The 15,741-nt window shown below is 73.7% G+C and carries 13 protein-coding genes and 1 tRNA gene; 8 read left to right on the top strand and 6 right to left on the bottom strand.

From position 1 onward, the window contains the following. Positions 1-14 precede the first annotated feature (14 nt). On the bottom strand, positions 15-3,656 hold the full coding sequence (fxsT, locus tag ACH34R_RS00365; protein WP_397559267.1) for an FxSxx-COOH system tetratricopeptide repeat protein: 3,642 nt from the start codon (positions 3,654-3,656) through the stop codon (positions 15-17). 125 nt (positions 3,657-3,781) lie between these two features. Further along, the gene (locus ACH34R_RS00370) at positions 3,782-3,991 is read right to left on the bottom strand and encodes a hypothetical protein (protein ID WP_111168541.1); all 210 of its coding nucleotides are present in this window, start codon (positions 3,989-3,991) and stop codon (positions 3,782-3,784) included. A gap of 161 nt (positions 3,992-4,152) precedes the next feature. Between ACH34R_RS00370 and ACH34R_RS00375 the strand changes: the two genes are divergently transcribed. The 5 genes from ACH34R_RS00375 to ACH34R_RS00395 all read left to right on the top strand — a co-directional run bounded on the left by ACH34R_RS00375 (position 4,153) and on the right by ACH34R_RS00395 (position 9,641). Next, on the top strand, positions 4,153-5,424 hold the full coding sequence (locus ACH34R_RS00375; RefSeq protein ID WP_397559268.1) for an FxsB family cyclophane-forming radical SAM/SPASM peptide maturase: 1,272 nt from the start codon (positions 4,153-4,155) through the stop codon (positions 5,422-5,424). Continuing rightward, positions 5,421-6,740 (top strand): HEXXH motif domain-containing protein, encoded by a 1,320-nt coding sequence (locus tag ACH34R_RS00380; protein ID WP_397559269.1) that lies wholly within the window; start codon positions 5,421-5,423, stop codon positions 6,738-6,740. The genes ACH34R_RS00375 and ACH34R_RS00380 overlap by 4 nt, the downstream gene beginning before the upstream one ends. Positions 6,741-6,859: 119 nt before the next feature. Beyond that, entirely contained in the window at positions 6,860-7,144 is a 285-nt protein-coding gene (locus tag ACH34R_RS00385; protein WP_111172100.1) for a Fe-S cluster assembly protein HesB, read from the top strand. 158 nt (positions 7,145-7,302) lie between these two features. Then, the gene (locus ACH34R_RS00390; protein ID WP_397559270.1) at positions 7,303-8,061 is read left to right on the top strand and encodes a DUF4097 family beta strand repeat-containing protein; all 759 of its coding nucleotides are present in this window, start codon (positions 7,303-7,305) and stop codon (positions 8,059-8,061) included. Between the two features lie 137 nt (positions 8,062-8,198). Beyond that, the gene (locus ACH34R_RS00395) at positions 8,199-9,641 is read left to right on the top strand and encodes an ATP-binding protein (RefSeq protein WP_397559271.1); all 1,443 of its coding nucleotides are present in this window, start codon (positions 8,199-8,201) and stop codon (positions 9,639-9,641) included. On the opposite strand, the gene ACH34R_RS00400 is transcribed toward ACH34R_RS00395, so the two are convergent. After that, entirely contained in the window at positions 9,577-10,548 is a 972-nt protein-coding gene (locus ACH34R_RS00400) for a TAXI family TRAP transporter solute-binding subunit (RefSeq protein ID WP_397559272.1), read from the bottom strand. The two genes, ACH34R_RS00395 and ACH34R_RS00400, sit on opposite strands and share 65 nt — an antisense overlap. An 8-nt stretch (positions 10,549-10,556) precedes the next feature. Continuing rightward, positions 10,557-11,243, bottom strand: a complete 687-nt coding sequence (locus ACH34R_RS00405; RefSeq protein WP_397559273.1) for a response regulator transcription factor — start codon at positions 11,241-11,243, stop codon at positions 10,557-10,559. A gap of 362 nt (positions 11,244-11,605) precedes the next feature. Here ACH34R_RS00405 and ACH34R_RS00410 point away from each other — a divergent pair, with 362 nt between their 5' ends. Continuing rightward, positions 11,606-13,495: a TRAP transporter permease gene (locus ACH34R_RS00410; RefSeq protein WP_397559274.1), complete on the top strand. Its 1,890-nt coding sequence runs from the start codon at positions 11,606-11,608 to the stop codon at positions 13,493-13,495. Next, a complete protein-coding gene (locus ACH34R_RS00415) occupies positions 13,492-14,478 on the top strand; it encodes a TAXI family TRAP transporter solute-binding subunit (RefSeq protein WP_397559275.1) in 987 nt (328 codons plus the stop codon). The genes ACH34R_RS00410 and ACH34R_RS00415 overlap by 4 nt, the downstream gene beginning before the upstream one ends. Positions 14,479-14,540: 62 nt before the next feature. Here the strand turns inward: ACH34R_RS00415 and ACH34R_RS00420 are convergent. Further along, a tRNA-Pro gene (locus ACH34R_RS00420) sits at positions 14,541-14,615 on the bottom strand. Between the two features lie 206 nt (positions 14,616-14,821). On the opposite strand from ACH34R_RS00420, the gene ACH34R_RS00425 reads away from it, so the two are divergent. Then, positions 14,822-15,262 carry a helix-turn-helix domain-containing protein gene (locus tag ACH34R_RS00425; RefSeq protein ID WP_397559276.1) on the top strand — a complete coding sequence of 147 codons (441 nt, stop codon included), beginning with the start codon at positions 14,822-14,824 and terminating at the stop codon, positions 15,260-15,262. A gap of 13 nt (positions 15,263-15,275) precedes the next feature. Here the strand turns inward: ACH34R_RS00425 and ACH34R_RS00430 are convergent, their stop codons facing one another. After that, positions 15,276-15,614 (bottom strand): DUF6458 family protein, encoded by a 339-nt coding sequence (locus tag ACH34R_RS00430; RefSeq protein WP_397559278.1) that lies wholly within the window; start codon positions 15,612-15,614, stop codon positions 15,276-15,278. Positions 15,615-15,741 lie beyond the last annotated feature (127 nt).

Raw genomic sequence — 15,741 nt, forward strand, 5'->3', positions numbered from 1 at the left:
TCCGTCAGTGCCGCTCAGTACGGCATGACCTCGATGTCGATGTCACGCCGGCGACTGGGGTCGCGCCGTCCCCCGAGGCCCTCTCTGCGCAGGTCGGCGAGGTTGCGCTCACAGATCCGCACATGCGGATGGCCAGGTCCGTAGAAGTACAGCAGGCGTTCCAGGGCGGTCGCCATCCGGTCGACGGCCAGATTCCTGTCCCTGGGGGCGAGGCTGTTGGCGTGGTTGACCTCGGCGGCGAGCGTCAGGGGGTGGCGTGGGCCGAGCCGGTCGGCCAGCACCGCACAGCTTTCCGCGCCCAGCCGCGCCGCCTCCTCCGCATCGCCCGCGGCGCGCAGGTAGGCGCCCAGGTTGGCCTGCAGCGCGTAGCCATGGGGGTGGTCGCGGCCGAACACGTCGCGAAAGCCGGCCAACGCCCGCTGGGCACGGATAACGGCCCCCGCGTGGTCGCCCTCGGCGTGCAGGTCGGCGGCGACGGCGGCGGAGCACAGCACGGTCGCCGCGTGCCGTTCGCCGACCACCTCGCACAGCTCCTCCAGCGCCTCGGTGTCGCGGCTCAGCGCCTCGAAGGAACGGCCGAGCCTGCGTTCGCACACCGCGATTCCGCACTCGATCCGCAGGAGCAGCAGGCTGCGCGGGCCCGCCGCCTTGACCTGGACCGGCGCGAGCAGCCCGAGGCCGCGCCGCAGCAGGTCGAGAGAGCCTGCCGCGTCGCCGAGCTCGCGCATGAAGTAGGCCAGGTTGCAGCCGGTCCCCCAGGCGGCGGGGGAGGTCTCGCCGTACAGGGACAGCCGGTCGAGGTGGCAGCGCCGGGCCAGCTCCTCCGCCTCGTACGGCTTGCCGGCCAGCGAGGCGGAGACCGCGAGGTTGTTCAGGGCCCGCCCGGTGTGCGGGCTCTGCGCGCCGAGCAGCCGCTCGAAGCCGGACCAGGCGGCGCTGCTGCGCAGGTAGGCCAGCCCGAAGTCGCCCTTGGCGCGTAGGTCCGCGCCGTGCGCCATGGCGGCGTCGAGCGCCCTTACCGACTTTTCGCCGCGGCGCACCAGCATGCGGAGCGCGGCCTCGCCGTGCCGGGCCGCGGCGGTGTGGTCGCCCAGCTCGCGAAGCACATTGGCGAGCTGCACGCGCAGCTCGGGGATCAGCGAGGGGTCGGGACTCGCGCTCCATTCGGCCAGGGCCTGCTCGCCGAGCCGCCGGGCCCGCCGCCAGGCGCTGTAGTCCTGGAGCTGGTACAGATGGCGCACCTGGCCGATCACCCAGCGGCGCACCGGCAGGTGCGGGCACTTGACCGCGCCGCTGGTGAGCACATGCCGATTGAGTTCGGCGAGCCTGCGGGCGCGCAGGTCGTCGGGCCCTTCGTTCTCGGCGGGGGCGAACCGGGCCAGGCCGTGCAGGACCTCCTCCCGTCGGCGCTCCAGGGTCGGGCCGCGCATGGACGCCAGGACGGTGTCGCGGATCAGCCGGTGGGTGCGCAGCGCACCGGCGCGGCCGTGCTCGATCCTGACCAGGCCGTACCCGCGCAGGCTCTCCATCGTCACGTCGATGTCGAGCGGGTCGGCGAACGGCCCGCCCTCGCCGTACAGCTCGCCCAGGAAGGCGGGCGAGCGCAGCAGGTCGAGGGAGGCCCCGTCAAGGCTGAGGAACGAGGACGCCTGCATGAGCCACAGCTCGGCCGGGTCGAGGGCGGCGAGGGCGGCGCCCACCATCGCCTCGTGCGAGGCGATCGGATCGGGGGTGGTCCCGGGCTCGGCGCGGGCGCCGCGGTCCGCCTCCAGGCCCGCCATGACCCTGCCGTAGGTGAAGCGCAGCTCGGCGACGGCCTGGGCGGCGCGGTCGCGCAGCGGCACGCGGGCGCGGCCCGGATCACTCGCCGCCCTGGCCAGCCAGGCCCGCGCCATCTCCATCGCGAGCGGCATCCCGCCGAGCATGCCGGCCACCTGGAGGGCGTCGTCGGTGGTGATGTGCGGGTCGCCGCGGCGCAGCAGCGCGGCGCTCTCCATCGGGGACAGCGGGCCGACCTGCACATGGGAGGGGCGGTCGGCGGGAGGCCGCGTGCGGGTGGTGAAGATGACGTGCCCGCCCTCGTCGGGGACCAGGCCGGGCAGTTCCTCGTCCTGGCCGAAGTCGTCGTAGACGAGCAGCCACCGCGGCTCGGCGGCGGCGGTCAGATAGCGCAGCACCGCGGCCACCGCGTCGCCGCCCTCGGACAGCTCCAGCCGGTGGGCCAGGGCGCTCAGGCCCTCGCGGGCCTTGTCCTCGTTGCGGGCCTGGATCCACCAGACGATGTCGTAGCCGCCGAGGAAGCGCTCGGCGTACTCCAGCGCCAGCTCGCTCTTGCCCGCTCCCGGGCCGCCGTGTATCACGCAGCGCCCGTCGGGCGAGTCGAGCATCCGGTCGCGTAACTGGAGGAGCAGCCGCTCCCGGCCGACGAAGTCGCGCTCGGCGGAGGGCAGGTTGTGGGTCGTGGGCAGGCGCGGGAAGCGCGTGCCGCCGGCGCCGACGGGCAGCGGGTCGCGGATGCGCAGCCGCCGGCGCAGGTCGGCCTTGATGTCGGCCTCCTCCTCGCCCCGGAGGTCCAGCTCCTGCACGCCTTCGGGGGGGCCGGCGAGCGTGTGGTCGTCCACCCTGACGAAGACCAGGCCGCCCTCGGCGTGTTCGCCCCCGCCGTCGCGCCACAGGCCGACCAGCGCGTCGAGCCGGTCGCTTTCGTCCAGGCTCATCCGGGTGGGCGAGACCACCAGGACGAGGGTGTCGTCGCTCAGGCCGTCGGGGGCCTCGTCGGCGAGGCCGCGCAGCGGGATCTCCCTGACCCGCAGGCCGGCCCCGGCGATCTGGGCGGCCAGCCACTCCCCCCACGCGCGGTAGCGGGCGGTGTAGACGACCGAGACGCGGCGTACGCCGGTGACCAGCCCGCCGGTGATCCGCCCGGCCACGCCCTCGTAAGCGTCGCGCAGGCCGCCGCCGCCCGCGGGCTCGCTGAGCACGGCGAGCGCGTCGGTGAAGTAGTGGTCGCCGCTGTAGGGGATCTCCACGTCGGTGTCGATGACCAGCTCGGACTCCCCCAGTTCCTCGCGCAGCCGCCGCCGGGCCGCCGCAAGCTGCGCGGTGCGGCTCCGGTCGACCATCATCGGCAGCGGGAGCACCCGCGCGACGCCGCCCGTCGTGCCGATCTGGGCGACGGCGTCGGCGACCTCGGCGATGGCCGACGGGCTCAGCGGGAAGCCGATGACGGCGATGTCGGACAGCATCGCCGACCAGCGCAGCGCCGCGGCGCCCGTCCGGGTGGGGACCCGGACCAGCACGTAGTCGTATCCGCTGTCGCGCAGCCGCTTGCGCACGGTGGCCGGCTCGCCCCATCCGGCGGGGCCCGCGGCCTCGTCGTCCACGGTGACGGCGAGGTCGAGGCAGCCGCCCTGATCGGTGAGCGGGCCGAGGTCGAGGCGGATCGGCGCGGCGCCGGGCTCGGGGGCGGCCGGCTGGAACCTCAGCAGATAGCGCCGCAGCGCCGGTGCGGAGGGCCCGGTGTCGGCCACCAGGACGCGTTTTCCCGCGGTCGCGAGAATGACGGCGACGTTGGCCAGCGTCATGGTGCTGCCGATGCCCCCGCGCAGCGAATGGAAGGTGATGATGATTCCGGGCTGATTGGATCCGCCGTTCATCGCCGCCCCATTTGGCTACCAACGGACGGCGACAGCCGCCCGGCCCCCACTCTGCCACATTCGGGCGCACCCGGATACGGTTGTTCGCCAAGCGCGGCGCGGCGCGGAGTTACCCGGAACGGGCATCAGTCATGCGTTTCATCCGAGCCGTCCATGCCGGACTCGAAGCCGGAGCAGTACAGCTCGGGCGGCTCCTGGGCGTCCCGGTAGAGGCGGCGCAGCGCGATGGCGAGCGCGCCGTCCCGCGGCAGGGAGTCGAGGGCCGCCGGATCGATGCCACCGATGTCGATCAGGTCGGACCGAAGTTCGTCGCCGTTTTCCGCCGCGTCAGTCACAGCCGCTGCTTCCTCCGATTAACTCGGGCAATACGGTGTTATATCCCATATCACCGGATAACTCCGATCAATGTTCTTATATTAACGAGCCGCTTCCCAGGCGACCACATCCCTGTATGATCCTAGACATTCCATATTCCTCCTCATGTGAGGTGCGGATCATGCCACCCGCCCCGCCGGACCTTTTCCGACCGGCCGACCGGCCCGGGGGCGAGGGCGGGCGCACGATCGATGCGGCGCGGCCATGGCCTGATTCGGGCGACGTGGCGGCGCTGCTGGCCGGAGGCTGGCGGCCACGGCCCTTCCGCACGTTCGTGCTGAAGATCCACAGCCGGTGCGACCTGGCCTGCGACTACTGCTACGTCTACTCCGGGCCGGACCGCTCCTGGCGCGACCGGCCCAGGATGATGTCCGCCGCGGTGGCGGCGCAGGCAGCGGCGCGGATCGCCGAGCACGCCACCGGTCACGGACTGCGGCGCGTCCAGGTGGTGCTGCACGGCGGCGAGCCGCTGCTGTGCCCGCCCGGGCACATGGCCACGCTGGTGCGGGAGATCCGGGCCGCCGTCCGCGCGCCCGTACGCGCGTCGGTGACCGTCCAGACCAACGGCGTACGCCTGGACGAGACGTACCTGCGGCTGTTCAAGGACCTCGGGGTCGGCGTCGGCGTCAGCCTGGACGGCCCCGCGCCGGTCCACGACGGGCGCCGGCGCACCGCCGCGGGCCGGGGCAGCCACGCACCGGTTGCGGCGGCCCTGCGGCGGCTGGGCGGCACGGCGTACCGCCCGCTGTTCAGCGGGCTGCTGTGCACGATCGACGTGCGCGCCGACCCGCTCACCGTCTACCGGGAGCTGCTGCGCCACGCCCCGCCCGTGGTGGACTTCCTGCTGCCGCACGCCAACTGGTCCGCTCCCCCTCCCGGAGACGACGGGCGCGGCACACCGTACGCGGACTGGCTCACCGCGATCTTCGAGGAGTGGTACGGCGCCGCGCCGCGCCCCACCTCCATCCGGCTCTTCGACGAGATCATCCACCTGCTGCTCGGCGGGCACGCCGGTACCGAAGGGCTGGGGCTCACGCCCGTGGGGGTCGCCGTCGTGGAGACCGATGGCACGATCGAGCAGACCGACGCGCTCAAGTCCGTCCACGACGGCGCCGCGCGCACCGGGCTGCACGTGGCCCGCGACCCGTTCGACACGGCGCTGCTGGTGCCCGGGATCGCCGCCAGGCAGATCGGCGCGGCGGCCCTCGCCCCGGGCTGCCGGGCCTGCCCGGTGGGCCGGGTTTGCGGGGGCGGCCACTACGCGCACCGCTACCGGGAGGGCACGGGCTTCGCCAACCCGTCGGTGTACTGCCGCGATCTCTACCGGCTCATCGGGCACATCCGCACCCGCGTGTCCGGCGACATCGCGGCCCTCCGCGCCCCCGGCGCGTGAGCGTGGCGCAGGGGCACCGGCTGGCGCGGCGGACGCTGGTGGCCATGGCGCGCGGGGAGGACGGGGCCGCCGCCCTGCGGGAGCTGGCCCCCGTGCGGCTCAGCAAGCATCTGCTGCTGCTCACCGCGGTGGTGGACCAGGCCGCCGAGCGCGGTCACCCGGAGGCACGGCGGGCCGCTTCGGCGTTGTCCGCGCTGCACACCGTACGGCGGGCCGCCCCCATTGCCGCCGAGACGGTCCTGCGCAACCCCGCCGTGGGTTCGTGGGCCCTGACGACGCTGCACGAGATGATCCACGGCCGCCCGGACGCGCGCCCCGGACACCTGGCGGCCATCACCGCCGGCGCGGCGGCGCTCGGCCACGTCCCGGCCGAACTGGAGCTGACGGCGGGCCCCGAGGGCCTGACAATCCCCGGACTCGGCAGGGCCGGGCTCCCGCCCGGACCCGTGACCTTCCGGGCGAACGGCCCCGGCGGCGAACCGGCCCGGCTGTCCGCGGGCCGCCACCACGTCGCGCTGCCGCCCGACCCCTACCAGGACTCCCCCCACTGGCAGGGCCTGCGCCGCCTGCCGCTGGGCGCCCCCGGGCACCGGATGAACCTGCTCGCCGACGACCTCGACCCGCATCGCTTCCCCGGCGCCCTGGAACGCCTCCCCCGGCTCCCCCTCGCCGAGTTGCGCACCTGGCACGAACGCCTCCAGGCGGGCTGGCTGCTCCTGTCCCGCCACCACGGCTGGGCGGCGGCCGAGTGCGCGGAGGCGTTCACCGTGCTGGTCCCGCTGGCCGCCCCGCCGTCCGGCTACCGCAGCGCGACCTCGCGGGCCGCCTGCGGCTGCCTGGCCATGTCCGCGCCGCCCGGGCCGGTGCAGGTCGCCGAGGCACTGGCGCACGAGGTGCAGCACGTCAAGCTGGCCGCGCTGATGGACATGTTCGACCTGATCGAGCGGGGCCCCGCGGCGGACGGCTTCTACGCCCCCTGGCGGCCCGACCCGCGCCCGGCCGGTGGCCTCCTCCAGGGGGCGTACGCCCACCTCGGCATCGCCCGCTTCTGGCGGCGGCAGCGGGAACTGGAGCGCGATCCCGGCGCGGCCTTCGACGCGCACGCCGGTTATGCCCGGTGGCGGGACGCGGCGGCGGAGGTGTCGGAGGTCCTGCTCGGCTCGGGGCGGCTCACCGCGGTCGGCACGGAGTTCGTCAGCGAGATGCGCGCCGTACTGGACTCCTGGCGGGACGATCCGGTGCCCGCGGACGCGCTGCGGCACGCCCGGCGTACGGCCTCCCGGCACCGCGCCCGCTGGCTGAGCAAGCACGCCTGAAGCCCCCTCGCGGGACCGGCGAGCGTAAAAACCGAGATTTCCCGAGGCCGCAACGATTGAGCCCGGCCGAAGCGGGCAGGGCGGGTCGGGTACCTCAATCAAGTTGACGAGGAGTCATAGTGCTCACGCTGACCGACAACGCCGTCCAGGTGATCCGCGACCTGACCGCGCAGTCGAGCGGTTCGCAGGACACGGGGATCCGCATCGCCTCCCAGGCCGACCAGGCGGGTTCGCTGGTCCTGTCGATCTCTGAAGGCCCGGCCACCCAGGACCAGGTCATCGAGGTCGAAGGCGCTCGCGTGTTCCTGGACCCGGTTGCGGCCGACGCCCTGGACACCAAGTCCCTCGACGCCGACGTGGACGCCCAGGGCAGTCCTTCCTTCCGCCTCGCGGAACAGGGATGACGCGCTGACGAACGGGCCGGGATGAACCGGCCCGGCGACACATAACGGTCTCCACACCGGCGATTCGCGAGGATCAACCGATCGGCCGATGCCATCGACCGGACGATCGGCCCGCTGGACGATACCGCCCGGCCGCTGCGCGCGGGATGCTCAGCGGTATGAGGATTCTGGTACTGGCGGGCGCGCTCACCGCGGTGGCCGCCCTGGCGTCCTGCGGGGTCGAACTGGACGCCAAGGAGCGGCACGACGTGCGCGACTTCCCGTTCGACAGCCGGACTCAGGCACTGACCATCAAATCGGGCGTCCGGGTCAATGTGGTCCCGGGCACGGGGTCGTCCCTGCGGGTCGAGCGGTGGGTGCGCGGCAAGGCCGCCGGGGAGGGCATGGCCACCTGGTCGCTGCGCGGCGGCACGCTCACTCTCGCCGCCGACTGCAACATGGTCTTCGGCGACTGCGGCGCGCGTTACGTGGTGCGCGTCCCCGGCACGCCCAAGCTGAACGTGGACGTCAGCGACGACGACGTACGCGTCACCGGCCTGACGGGCGAGCTCAACATCACCACCCACTCGGGGAACATCCACGTCGAGAGCGCCACGGGCACGGTGCGGATGAACAGCGCCGACGGCGACCTGACCATGGTCAAGGCCCGCTCGGGCGTCGTACGCGCCCGCACCGGCAGCGGCGACATCGACCTGTCCTTCGCCGCGCCACCGGCCGAGGTCCGCGCGCTGTCCACCCACGGCAGGGTCGTCACGACGGTCCCCGAGGTCGACGGCTCCTACCGGGTCAAGGCGACCTCACGGCACGGCACACCGCGCTCAGATGTGCGCGACGCACCGCGCAGCGAGCGCAGCCTGGTACTCCGCAGCGTCTCCGAGGACGTCCGCGTCCGCAAGGGCCCGCCCGCCGCAGCCTGACCGGGCCGCACGGCTACCCGACCGCAACGCACGCTCGGCCAACGAGGATGCACAACGGAACCCACCGCGATACGCGGGCGGCGGCGGGGGTGCGCGGGGGGCTGGGGGCTCGTACGCTTGGCGCGAGGTGAGGCGTCGTGCGCAGGCGGCTGCTGGTGATCGTCATCGCGCTGGTCTCCGGGCTGGTGGCCGCGCTCGGGCTGCCGCTCGCCATCACCGGGGCCGAGCAGACCTCGCAGGCGGTGTTCATCAGCCGGGCCGATGACACCGGCCGGTTCGCCGACGCCGCCGAGTCGGCCCTGTCCACCGGCCGGGTCCGGCGGCTTGAGGCCGACCTGCGCCGCTACGACGAGCTCTACGACAGCCCGGCGTTCGTCGTGGACGCCGACCGCAAGGTCTTCGCCGCCTCGCGCCCGGCGGTCGCGGTCGACGACCCCGAGGTGGCCCGCCCGCTGCAAAGGGGGCTCGCGGGCCGGCCGCCGCAGCGCCCGCACGTACTGTGGCCGTGGGACGGCCGGCCCTACGTCGTGGTGGAGCCGGTGGTCAGGGACAACCGCGTGCTCGGCGCGGCGGTGACCGTCTCCCCCACCGGCGCGGCGCGCGGCGAGCTGGCCGTACGGCTGGGCTACCTCGCCGCGGGCGGGCTGCTCGCGCTCGTCATCGTGGCCCTCGCGGTGGCCGTGCCGCTGGTCCGGTGGGTGCTGCGCCCGGTCCACGACCTCGACGAGGCCGCGCACGCCGTCGGCTCCGGCTCGCTGGCCGCGCACGTCTCCGACCGCGCCGGCCCGCCCGAGTTGCGCAGGCTCGCGGCCAGCTTCAACGCCATGGCCGACGCCCTGGCCGCCGCGGCGCGGGCGCAGCGGGAGTTCGTCGCCAACGCCTCCCACCAGTTGCGCAACCCGCTGACGGCACTGCGGCTGCGGCTGGAGAACGCCAAGGCGTTCGCCGCCGACGAGCACGGCCGCGAGGACCTCAGCCGCGCGCTGGAGGAGACCGACCGGCTCGGAGTGACCGTGGACGGCCTGCTGCGCCTGGCCAGGGCCGAGGCCCTCGACGCCGGGCCGGAGCCGGTCGACGTCTCCGCCGAGGTACGGCGGCGCGCCGAAGCCTGGCGGGCCGCCTACCGGAGCGCGGCGACCCCGCTCACCGTGGACGCCCCCGATCGGGTCACCGCGCTGTGCCTGCCCGACCTGCCGGGCCACGCCCTCGACGTGCTGCTGGACAACGCGCTGAAGTTCGGCGGCGGCGCCCCCGTGGAGGTGTCGGTCGGCACCGAGAACGGCGAGCCCGGCGCGGGCTGGGTCACGATCGCCGTGCGCGACCGCGGCGACGGGCTGACCGAAGAGGAGTTCACGCAGGCCGGGGGCCGCTTCTGGCGCAGCCCCCGGCACCAGAACACGCCCGGCACCGGCCTCGGCCTGGCCGGCGCCCGCACGCTCGCGCAGCGCAGCGGAGGGTCGCTGGAGCTGACGCCGCTGCGGCCACGCGGATTGCAGGCGCTGCTCCGGCTGCCGCTCAGCGATGCTGCTGCCGATACCACCGGGCCGCCCCCGGATGCAGGTCCAGCGGATAGGTCATGATCGCCGCGCCCGGGTCCAGGCGGCGCGCCTCGTCGTGCACCTCGGCGAGCCGGGGCTGTTCCTCGAACAGGGTCCTGGTGAGCCAGTAGGCGACGGGTTCGGGCAGGTCGCGGTGAACGACGAGGTAGTTGGGCACGCTCACGGTGCCCACCTCGTCCGCCAGGCCGTACACCGAGGCGGGCACGGTCGTCTCGGTGTACAGCTCGCCGTACTGCCGGGTGAGCCTGCCCGCGACCCGGCCGAGGTCGATGAGCCGCACGGCGGTCGAGGCGCGCAGGCCGGTGATGCCCTCGCTGGGCAGGCCGCCGCTCCAGAAGAAGGCGTCCAGCTCGCCCAGCTCCAGGGCGCGCGCGGAGGGGCTGATCTCCTGGTGGTCGAGCACGACGTCGTCGTACAGCCCGGCGAGCCGCAGGACGCGCTCGCTGACGACCGCGGTGCCCGAGCCCTTGGCGCCGATCGACACCCGCCGCCCGGCGAGGTCGGCCAGGGTGCGTATCGGGCCGTTGGCGCGTACGACGAGCTGCACGTAGTTGTCGTACAGCCGGGCCAGGGCGACGAGGGGGCGCCCGCCGGGGAACGCGCCCCGGCCGGTGAGGGCGTCGGCGGCGATGTCGGCGAGCACGAATCCGGCCTCGGCCTTGCCCGCGGTGATGAGCTCGATGTTCTCGACGCTGCCGACGGTGGCGATCGGCTCGGCCGCCGTCTCCGGGAAGCGCTGCCTGACCAGGTGCGCCAGCGCACCGCCGTACAGGGCGTAGACGCCCCCGGCGCTGCCGGACGCGATGCGGACCGGGCCCCGTGGCGCGGCGGGCAGGCCGGTGTTCGCGCACGCGGTGACGATCGCGGTCAGTACGGCGAGCACGACCGCCGTACGCCACCGGGGGATGCGGGCCTGCGCCACCGGCACGGTCGCCTTCAGTCGCCGGGGCAGGGCAGCCGGTATCCGATGCTGCGCACCGTCTCGATCAGCGGGGGCTCGCCGAGCTTGGCGCGCAGCGTCGCGATGTGGACGTCCAGGGTGCGGCCGGTCCCCTGCCCGATCGCGTCCCATCCCTCCAGGAACAGCCGCTTGCGCGGTACCACGGCACCGGCCGCGCGGGCCAGGCACAGCAGCAGGTCGAACTCCTTGGGCGCCAGCCCGATCGGCCGGTCGTCCCTGGTCACAGTGCGGATGGCCGGATCGATCCGCAGGCCGCCGAGCACGATCGGCGCCTCCGGCCGGGGGCGCACCCGGCGCATCACCGCCTCCATGCGGGCGCACAGCTCCGCGAGGGAGAACGGCTTGACCACGTAGTCGTCGGCGCCCGCGTGCAGGCCCGCGATCCGGTGGTGGGTCTCCCCGAGGCAGGTCACCGCGATGATGCCCATGTCGGCCGCCTTCGCGCGCAACCTGCGGCACAGGTCCACGCCTTTGGCGTCGGGGAGGTTGAGGTCCAGCAGCACCAGGTCGGCCGGGGGCGCGGCCAGCGCCTCGGCCGCGCTGTGCGCGGGGACCACCTGCAAACCGAGGCGGCGCAGCCCGGAGACGAGAGCCTCGGCCACCCCGCGATCGTCTTCGACGACCAGCACGCGCGTCCGCCCCGGTGGGGCGCTCCCTTGCATAGGGGCATGGTAAGCCGCGGGAAGCGCCGCCACCCAGGGCGTGGCGCGGATTTGATGGCCGCTTAACACTGGACTTCTGCGGCCCTCCCCCGGGGACCGGGCGCGCGCCCTGGCGTCTTCGTTAAGCGCCCATCAAGAAACCCCGCCACGCCTTCTGAGGTGACCCAGGTCACGCCTACGTTTCCGGCAACCGGTGCGACCGCGCCGGCCGGCCGCGACGCGGCCTGGACAGCCGGGAGGCAGCCGTGACGTTTCCCCAGCACGAAAAGGCCGGTCCCGCCCCAGCTGGGCCCTCCGGCCCCGCACCCCCCAGCGAACAGCCCGAGGTCCCCCCGACGGTGGGGGCGCAGGATGGGGAGCGGGTGGCACGGCGGCTCGGCGGGGGGCCGGCGCGGGTGGTGTCGGTGGTCGCGTTCGGCGTGTCGGTGTACGCGCTGTACGTGGTCTTCAGCCCGGTGCCGGTGCTGCCGTACCGGATGAGCTTCCTGGCACTCGTCCTGCCGCTCACCTTCCTGGTCTACCGTCCCCGGGTACGCCCCGCGCACGCCGGCATCGCCCGCCCGGGCGTGGCCGACTGGGCGCTGGCCGCCGCGTCCGCCGTGGTGTGCGCCTATCCGCTGCTGTCGTTCGACGAGTTCATCCGGCGCACCTTCGACCCCGCCACGCTCGACCTGGTGATGGCCGGCGCGTGCGTGCTGCTGGTGCTGGAGGCCACCCGCCGCACGGTCGGGCTCGCCCTCCCCGTCATCTGCGTGATGTTCCTCGGCTACGCCCTGCTCGGCGGCAACCTGCCGATCGACTCGCTGCTCGGCCATCCCGGCTACGGCCTGGACCGCGTCCTTGTGCAGCTCTACATGGGCACCGAGGGCCTGTTCGGCGTCCCTCTGGACGTGGCGGCGACCTACATCGTGCTGTTCACGATCTACGGCGCGGTGCTGGAGCACTCCGGCGCCGGGGCGTTCTTCGTGGAGATCTCGTTCGCGGCCTTCCGCCGCTCGACCGCCGCCCCCGGCCGTACCGTGACACTGGCCGGTTTCCTGATGGGCACGGTCTCCGGGTCCGGCACCGCGACGGCCGTGTCGCTGGGCAGCGTGGCCTGGCCGATCCTGCGGCGGGCCGGCTACCCGCCCGCGCAGGGCGGCGGGGTGCTCGCCGCGGCCGGGATCGGCGCGTTGCTCTCCCCGCCCACGCTGGGCGCGGCGGCCTTCATCATCGCCGAGTATCTCCAGGTCTCCTACGTGACGGTGCTGCTGTACGCGGTCGTGCCCACGATCCTCTACTACCTGGGGATCATCCTCGCCGTCGAGATCGACGCCCGCAGGTACGGCACCCGCTCGGTCGCCGTGGACCTGCCCTCCGCCTGGCGGCTGCTGGCCAGGTCCGGCTACCACTTCTCCTCGCTGATCGCGATCGTGGTGCTGATGATGGCAGGCGTCTCGCCGTTCCGCGCCGTCGTCTACGCCACCGTCATGGCCGCCGTGCTGTCGTTCCTGGACCGCCGCCGCAGGCTCGGGCCGCGCCGCCTCGCCCAGGCGCTGACCGAGGGGACGGTCGGCGTGCTGCCGGTCGCGGCCACGACGGCCGCGGCCGGGATCATCGTCGCGGTGGTCACGCTGACCGGGCTGGGGCTGAAGACCTCGCGCATCATCGTGGACCTGGCGGGCGGCGTCCCCGCGCTGACGGCCGTTCTGGCGGCGGTGGCCGTACTGCTGCTCGGGCTCGCCGTACCGGTGACCGCGTCGTTCATCATCGCCGCGGTGGTCATCGGGCCCGCACTCCAGTCACTGGGCGTGTCGCCGGAGGCGACGAACATGTTCGTCTTCTACTACGCGGTGCTGTCGGAGGTCACGCCGCCGACCGCGCTGGCGGCGGTCGCCGCGGCGGCCGTGACCGGTGCCAACGCCTTCTCGACCATGATGCAGACCTGGAAGTACACGCTTCCCGCGTTCCTCGTGCCGTTCGCCTTCGTGCTCGCCCCCGCCGGGGAGGCGCTGCTGTGGCGGGCCCCGCTGCCCGCCGTGCTGGTGGCGCTCGCGCTCTCGGCCGTCGCCGTGGCCGCGCTGGCGGCGGCGACCGGCGGGTGGCTGATCGGCCCGGCCCGGTGGCCGGAGCGGGTGCTGTGCGCGCTCGCGGCGGTCTTCCTGCTGTACCTCGAATCGGCGAGCGCGGCCATCGGCCTGGCGCTGCTGGGCCTCGCCGTACTGATCCACCTCACGCTCCGGCGTGCCCACCACGACCAGAAGGGACAATGATGAAACTCTCATTCCGCCCGCCGATGCTGATCGCCGCGGTGATCGCCCTCCTCGTGACCGGCTGCGGCAGTACAGGCGGCACGGGTGGCACGGGCGGCGCCGCCCTCTACAAGGGCGGCCGGCTGTCCATCGCCACCGGTAACACCACCGGCGTCTACTATCAGCTCGGCGGCGGGTACGCCGACCTGGTCGGCAGGTTCGTGCCGGGCTACCAGGCCACCGCGGAGACGACCGCGGCCTCGGTCGAGAACATCCAGCGGGTCGCGCGCGGCGACTCCGACATCGCCTTCACCCTGGCCGACGCCGCCGCGGACGCCGTGCAGGGCAAGAACGGGTTCTCCGGCCCGCAGCCCATCCGCGCCCTGGCCCGCCTCTACGCCAACCACACGCACGTCATCGCCCGGACCGACGCCGGGATCGGCTCGGTGGCCGCGATGCGCGGCAAGCGGGTCTCCATCGGCTCGCCCAACTCCGGCACCGAGGTCATCGCGCGGCGGCTGCTCACCGCCGCCGGGATCGACCCGCGGACCGGCATCGCGGCCCAGTCGCTGTCGCTGCCCGAGACGGTGCAGGGCATGAAGGACGGCACCCTGGACGCGTTCTTCTGGTCCGGCGGGCTGCCCACCGGCGGCGTCACCGACCTGACCGTCAGCATGGGGGACAAGGTCCGCTTCGTGCCGCTGGACGACCTGCTGCCCCGGCTGCGCGCGCAGTACGGGGAGGTCTACCAGGCCGCGCCGCTGAAGAAGGAGGTCTACGACACGCCCGCCGACGTGCCGGGCATCGCCGTGCCGAACCTGCTGATCGTCTCCACCGAGATGCCGGACGCCCTGGCCACCAGCCTGACGGCGCTGCTCTTCGACCACCGGGCCGACCTGACCAAGGTGCACCCCGAGGCGGCGAACATCGTCAGGGCGGAGGCGCAGAAGACCACGCCGGTGCCGCTGCACCCGGGGGCCGAGCGGTACTTCGCCAAGCCGTGACCGCACTCCGGCGGAGCCCGGAAATGAAAAACCCGGACCGCTGCTCACGATCCGGGTGACCGTCGGGACGGCCGGATTCGAACCGGCGACCTCTTGACCCCCAGTCAAGTGCCCTAACCAAACTAGGCCACGTCCCGCCGCGCGGTGCGGAGGTGTTCCCCCTGGCGCGCGTTAGAAACCCTACCACGGGCGGCGGAGCACCCGATCTGGCTCGCGCCCACCAGGGCGCGGGCCACCGGCGGGCCCGCCCGCGTACCGTCCCTGAGCAGGGAACTTGAGATCGGGAAGGTTCGCTATATTGGGAGCGGTTTTGCGGGGTCGCGGGCAAGGACGAGAGGCGAGCGTGGCGGGGCGCAGGGCGCAGATCGACCGGCAGGAGTTGGCCCGGCTCGTCGCCGAGGGCTGGACGGTGCGCCGGATCGCCGAGCACTTCGGGGTCTCGGAGTCGGGCGTGCTCCAGGCCAAGCGGGCCGCGGGGCTGGCCAGGCCGACCCTCGACCACCGGGCCGCGATCCCGTGGACGGTCAAACGCGAGCACGTGCAGTCCGGCCCCGCCACCAACCTGCGCAACCTCTCGGCCGTCGCGCAGGGCGGCAGCGTACCGCCGGAGAAGGTGAACACGGCGCTGCGCTGGGCGCAGCGCCTCATCGACGCGGGCTCCGACGTCTCCTACGACCCCGAGGCGGGTTTCACCGAGGTGCCCGCCTCGCCCGAGGACTCGCACATCGCGGGCGTCCTGGCCCGCGCGAGACAGGCCCTTTCCGGTGGCACGCGGGGCGCCTGAACTGTGCGTTGGGTCAGGCGGGTCCGTCGCGGTACAGGTGGTGGTGCGGGCGGGTCGGGTCCTCGCCGCGCGGCTCCTCCACCGGTGCCTGCCTGCGGTCGTGGACATGGACGTGGTGCGGGTCGCTCTCCGGCGCGGGATCCGTGGTGTAGACGATGTCCGGCTCCACCATCTCGACGCTTTCTTCACCTGGCTTGCGGGTGTACATACGGGTGATGACTCCGGCGACGACGCCCACTCCCATGAGGATCCAGCCGATCATCTGAAGATCGATGCCAGGAACGTCCCAGCGGACGGCAAAGGCGAGCACCGCCCCTATCGCAATGAAGGTCAGCGCGGCTCCAAAGCCCATCGCGGACTCCCTCCTACTTCGACGCGCGAACCCTCTACCCCTCGATCGATTGATTACGCGCCCGTGACCTCCCCGTGACCTGACCCGGTTTCGACCCTCCACCCCAGGGCAGTGCGCCGGACGAAGG

The sequence above is a fragment of the Spongiactinospora sp. 9N601 genome (assembly GCF_044326295.1).
GTDB lineage: Bacteria > Actinomycetota > Actinomycetes > Streptosporangiales > Streptosporangiaceae > Spongiactinospora > Spongiactinospora gelatinilytica.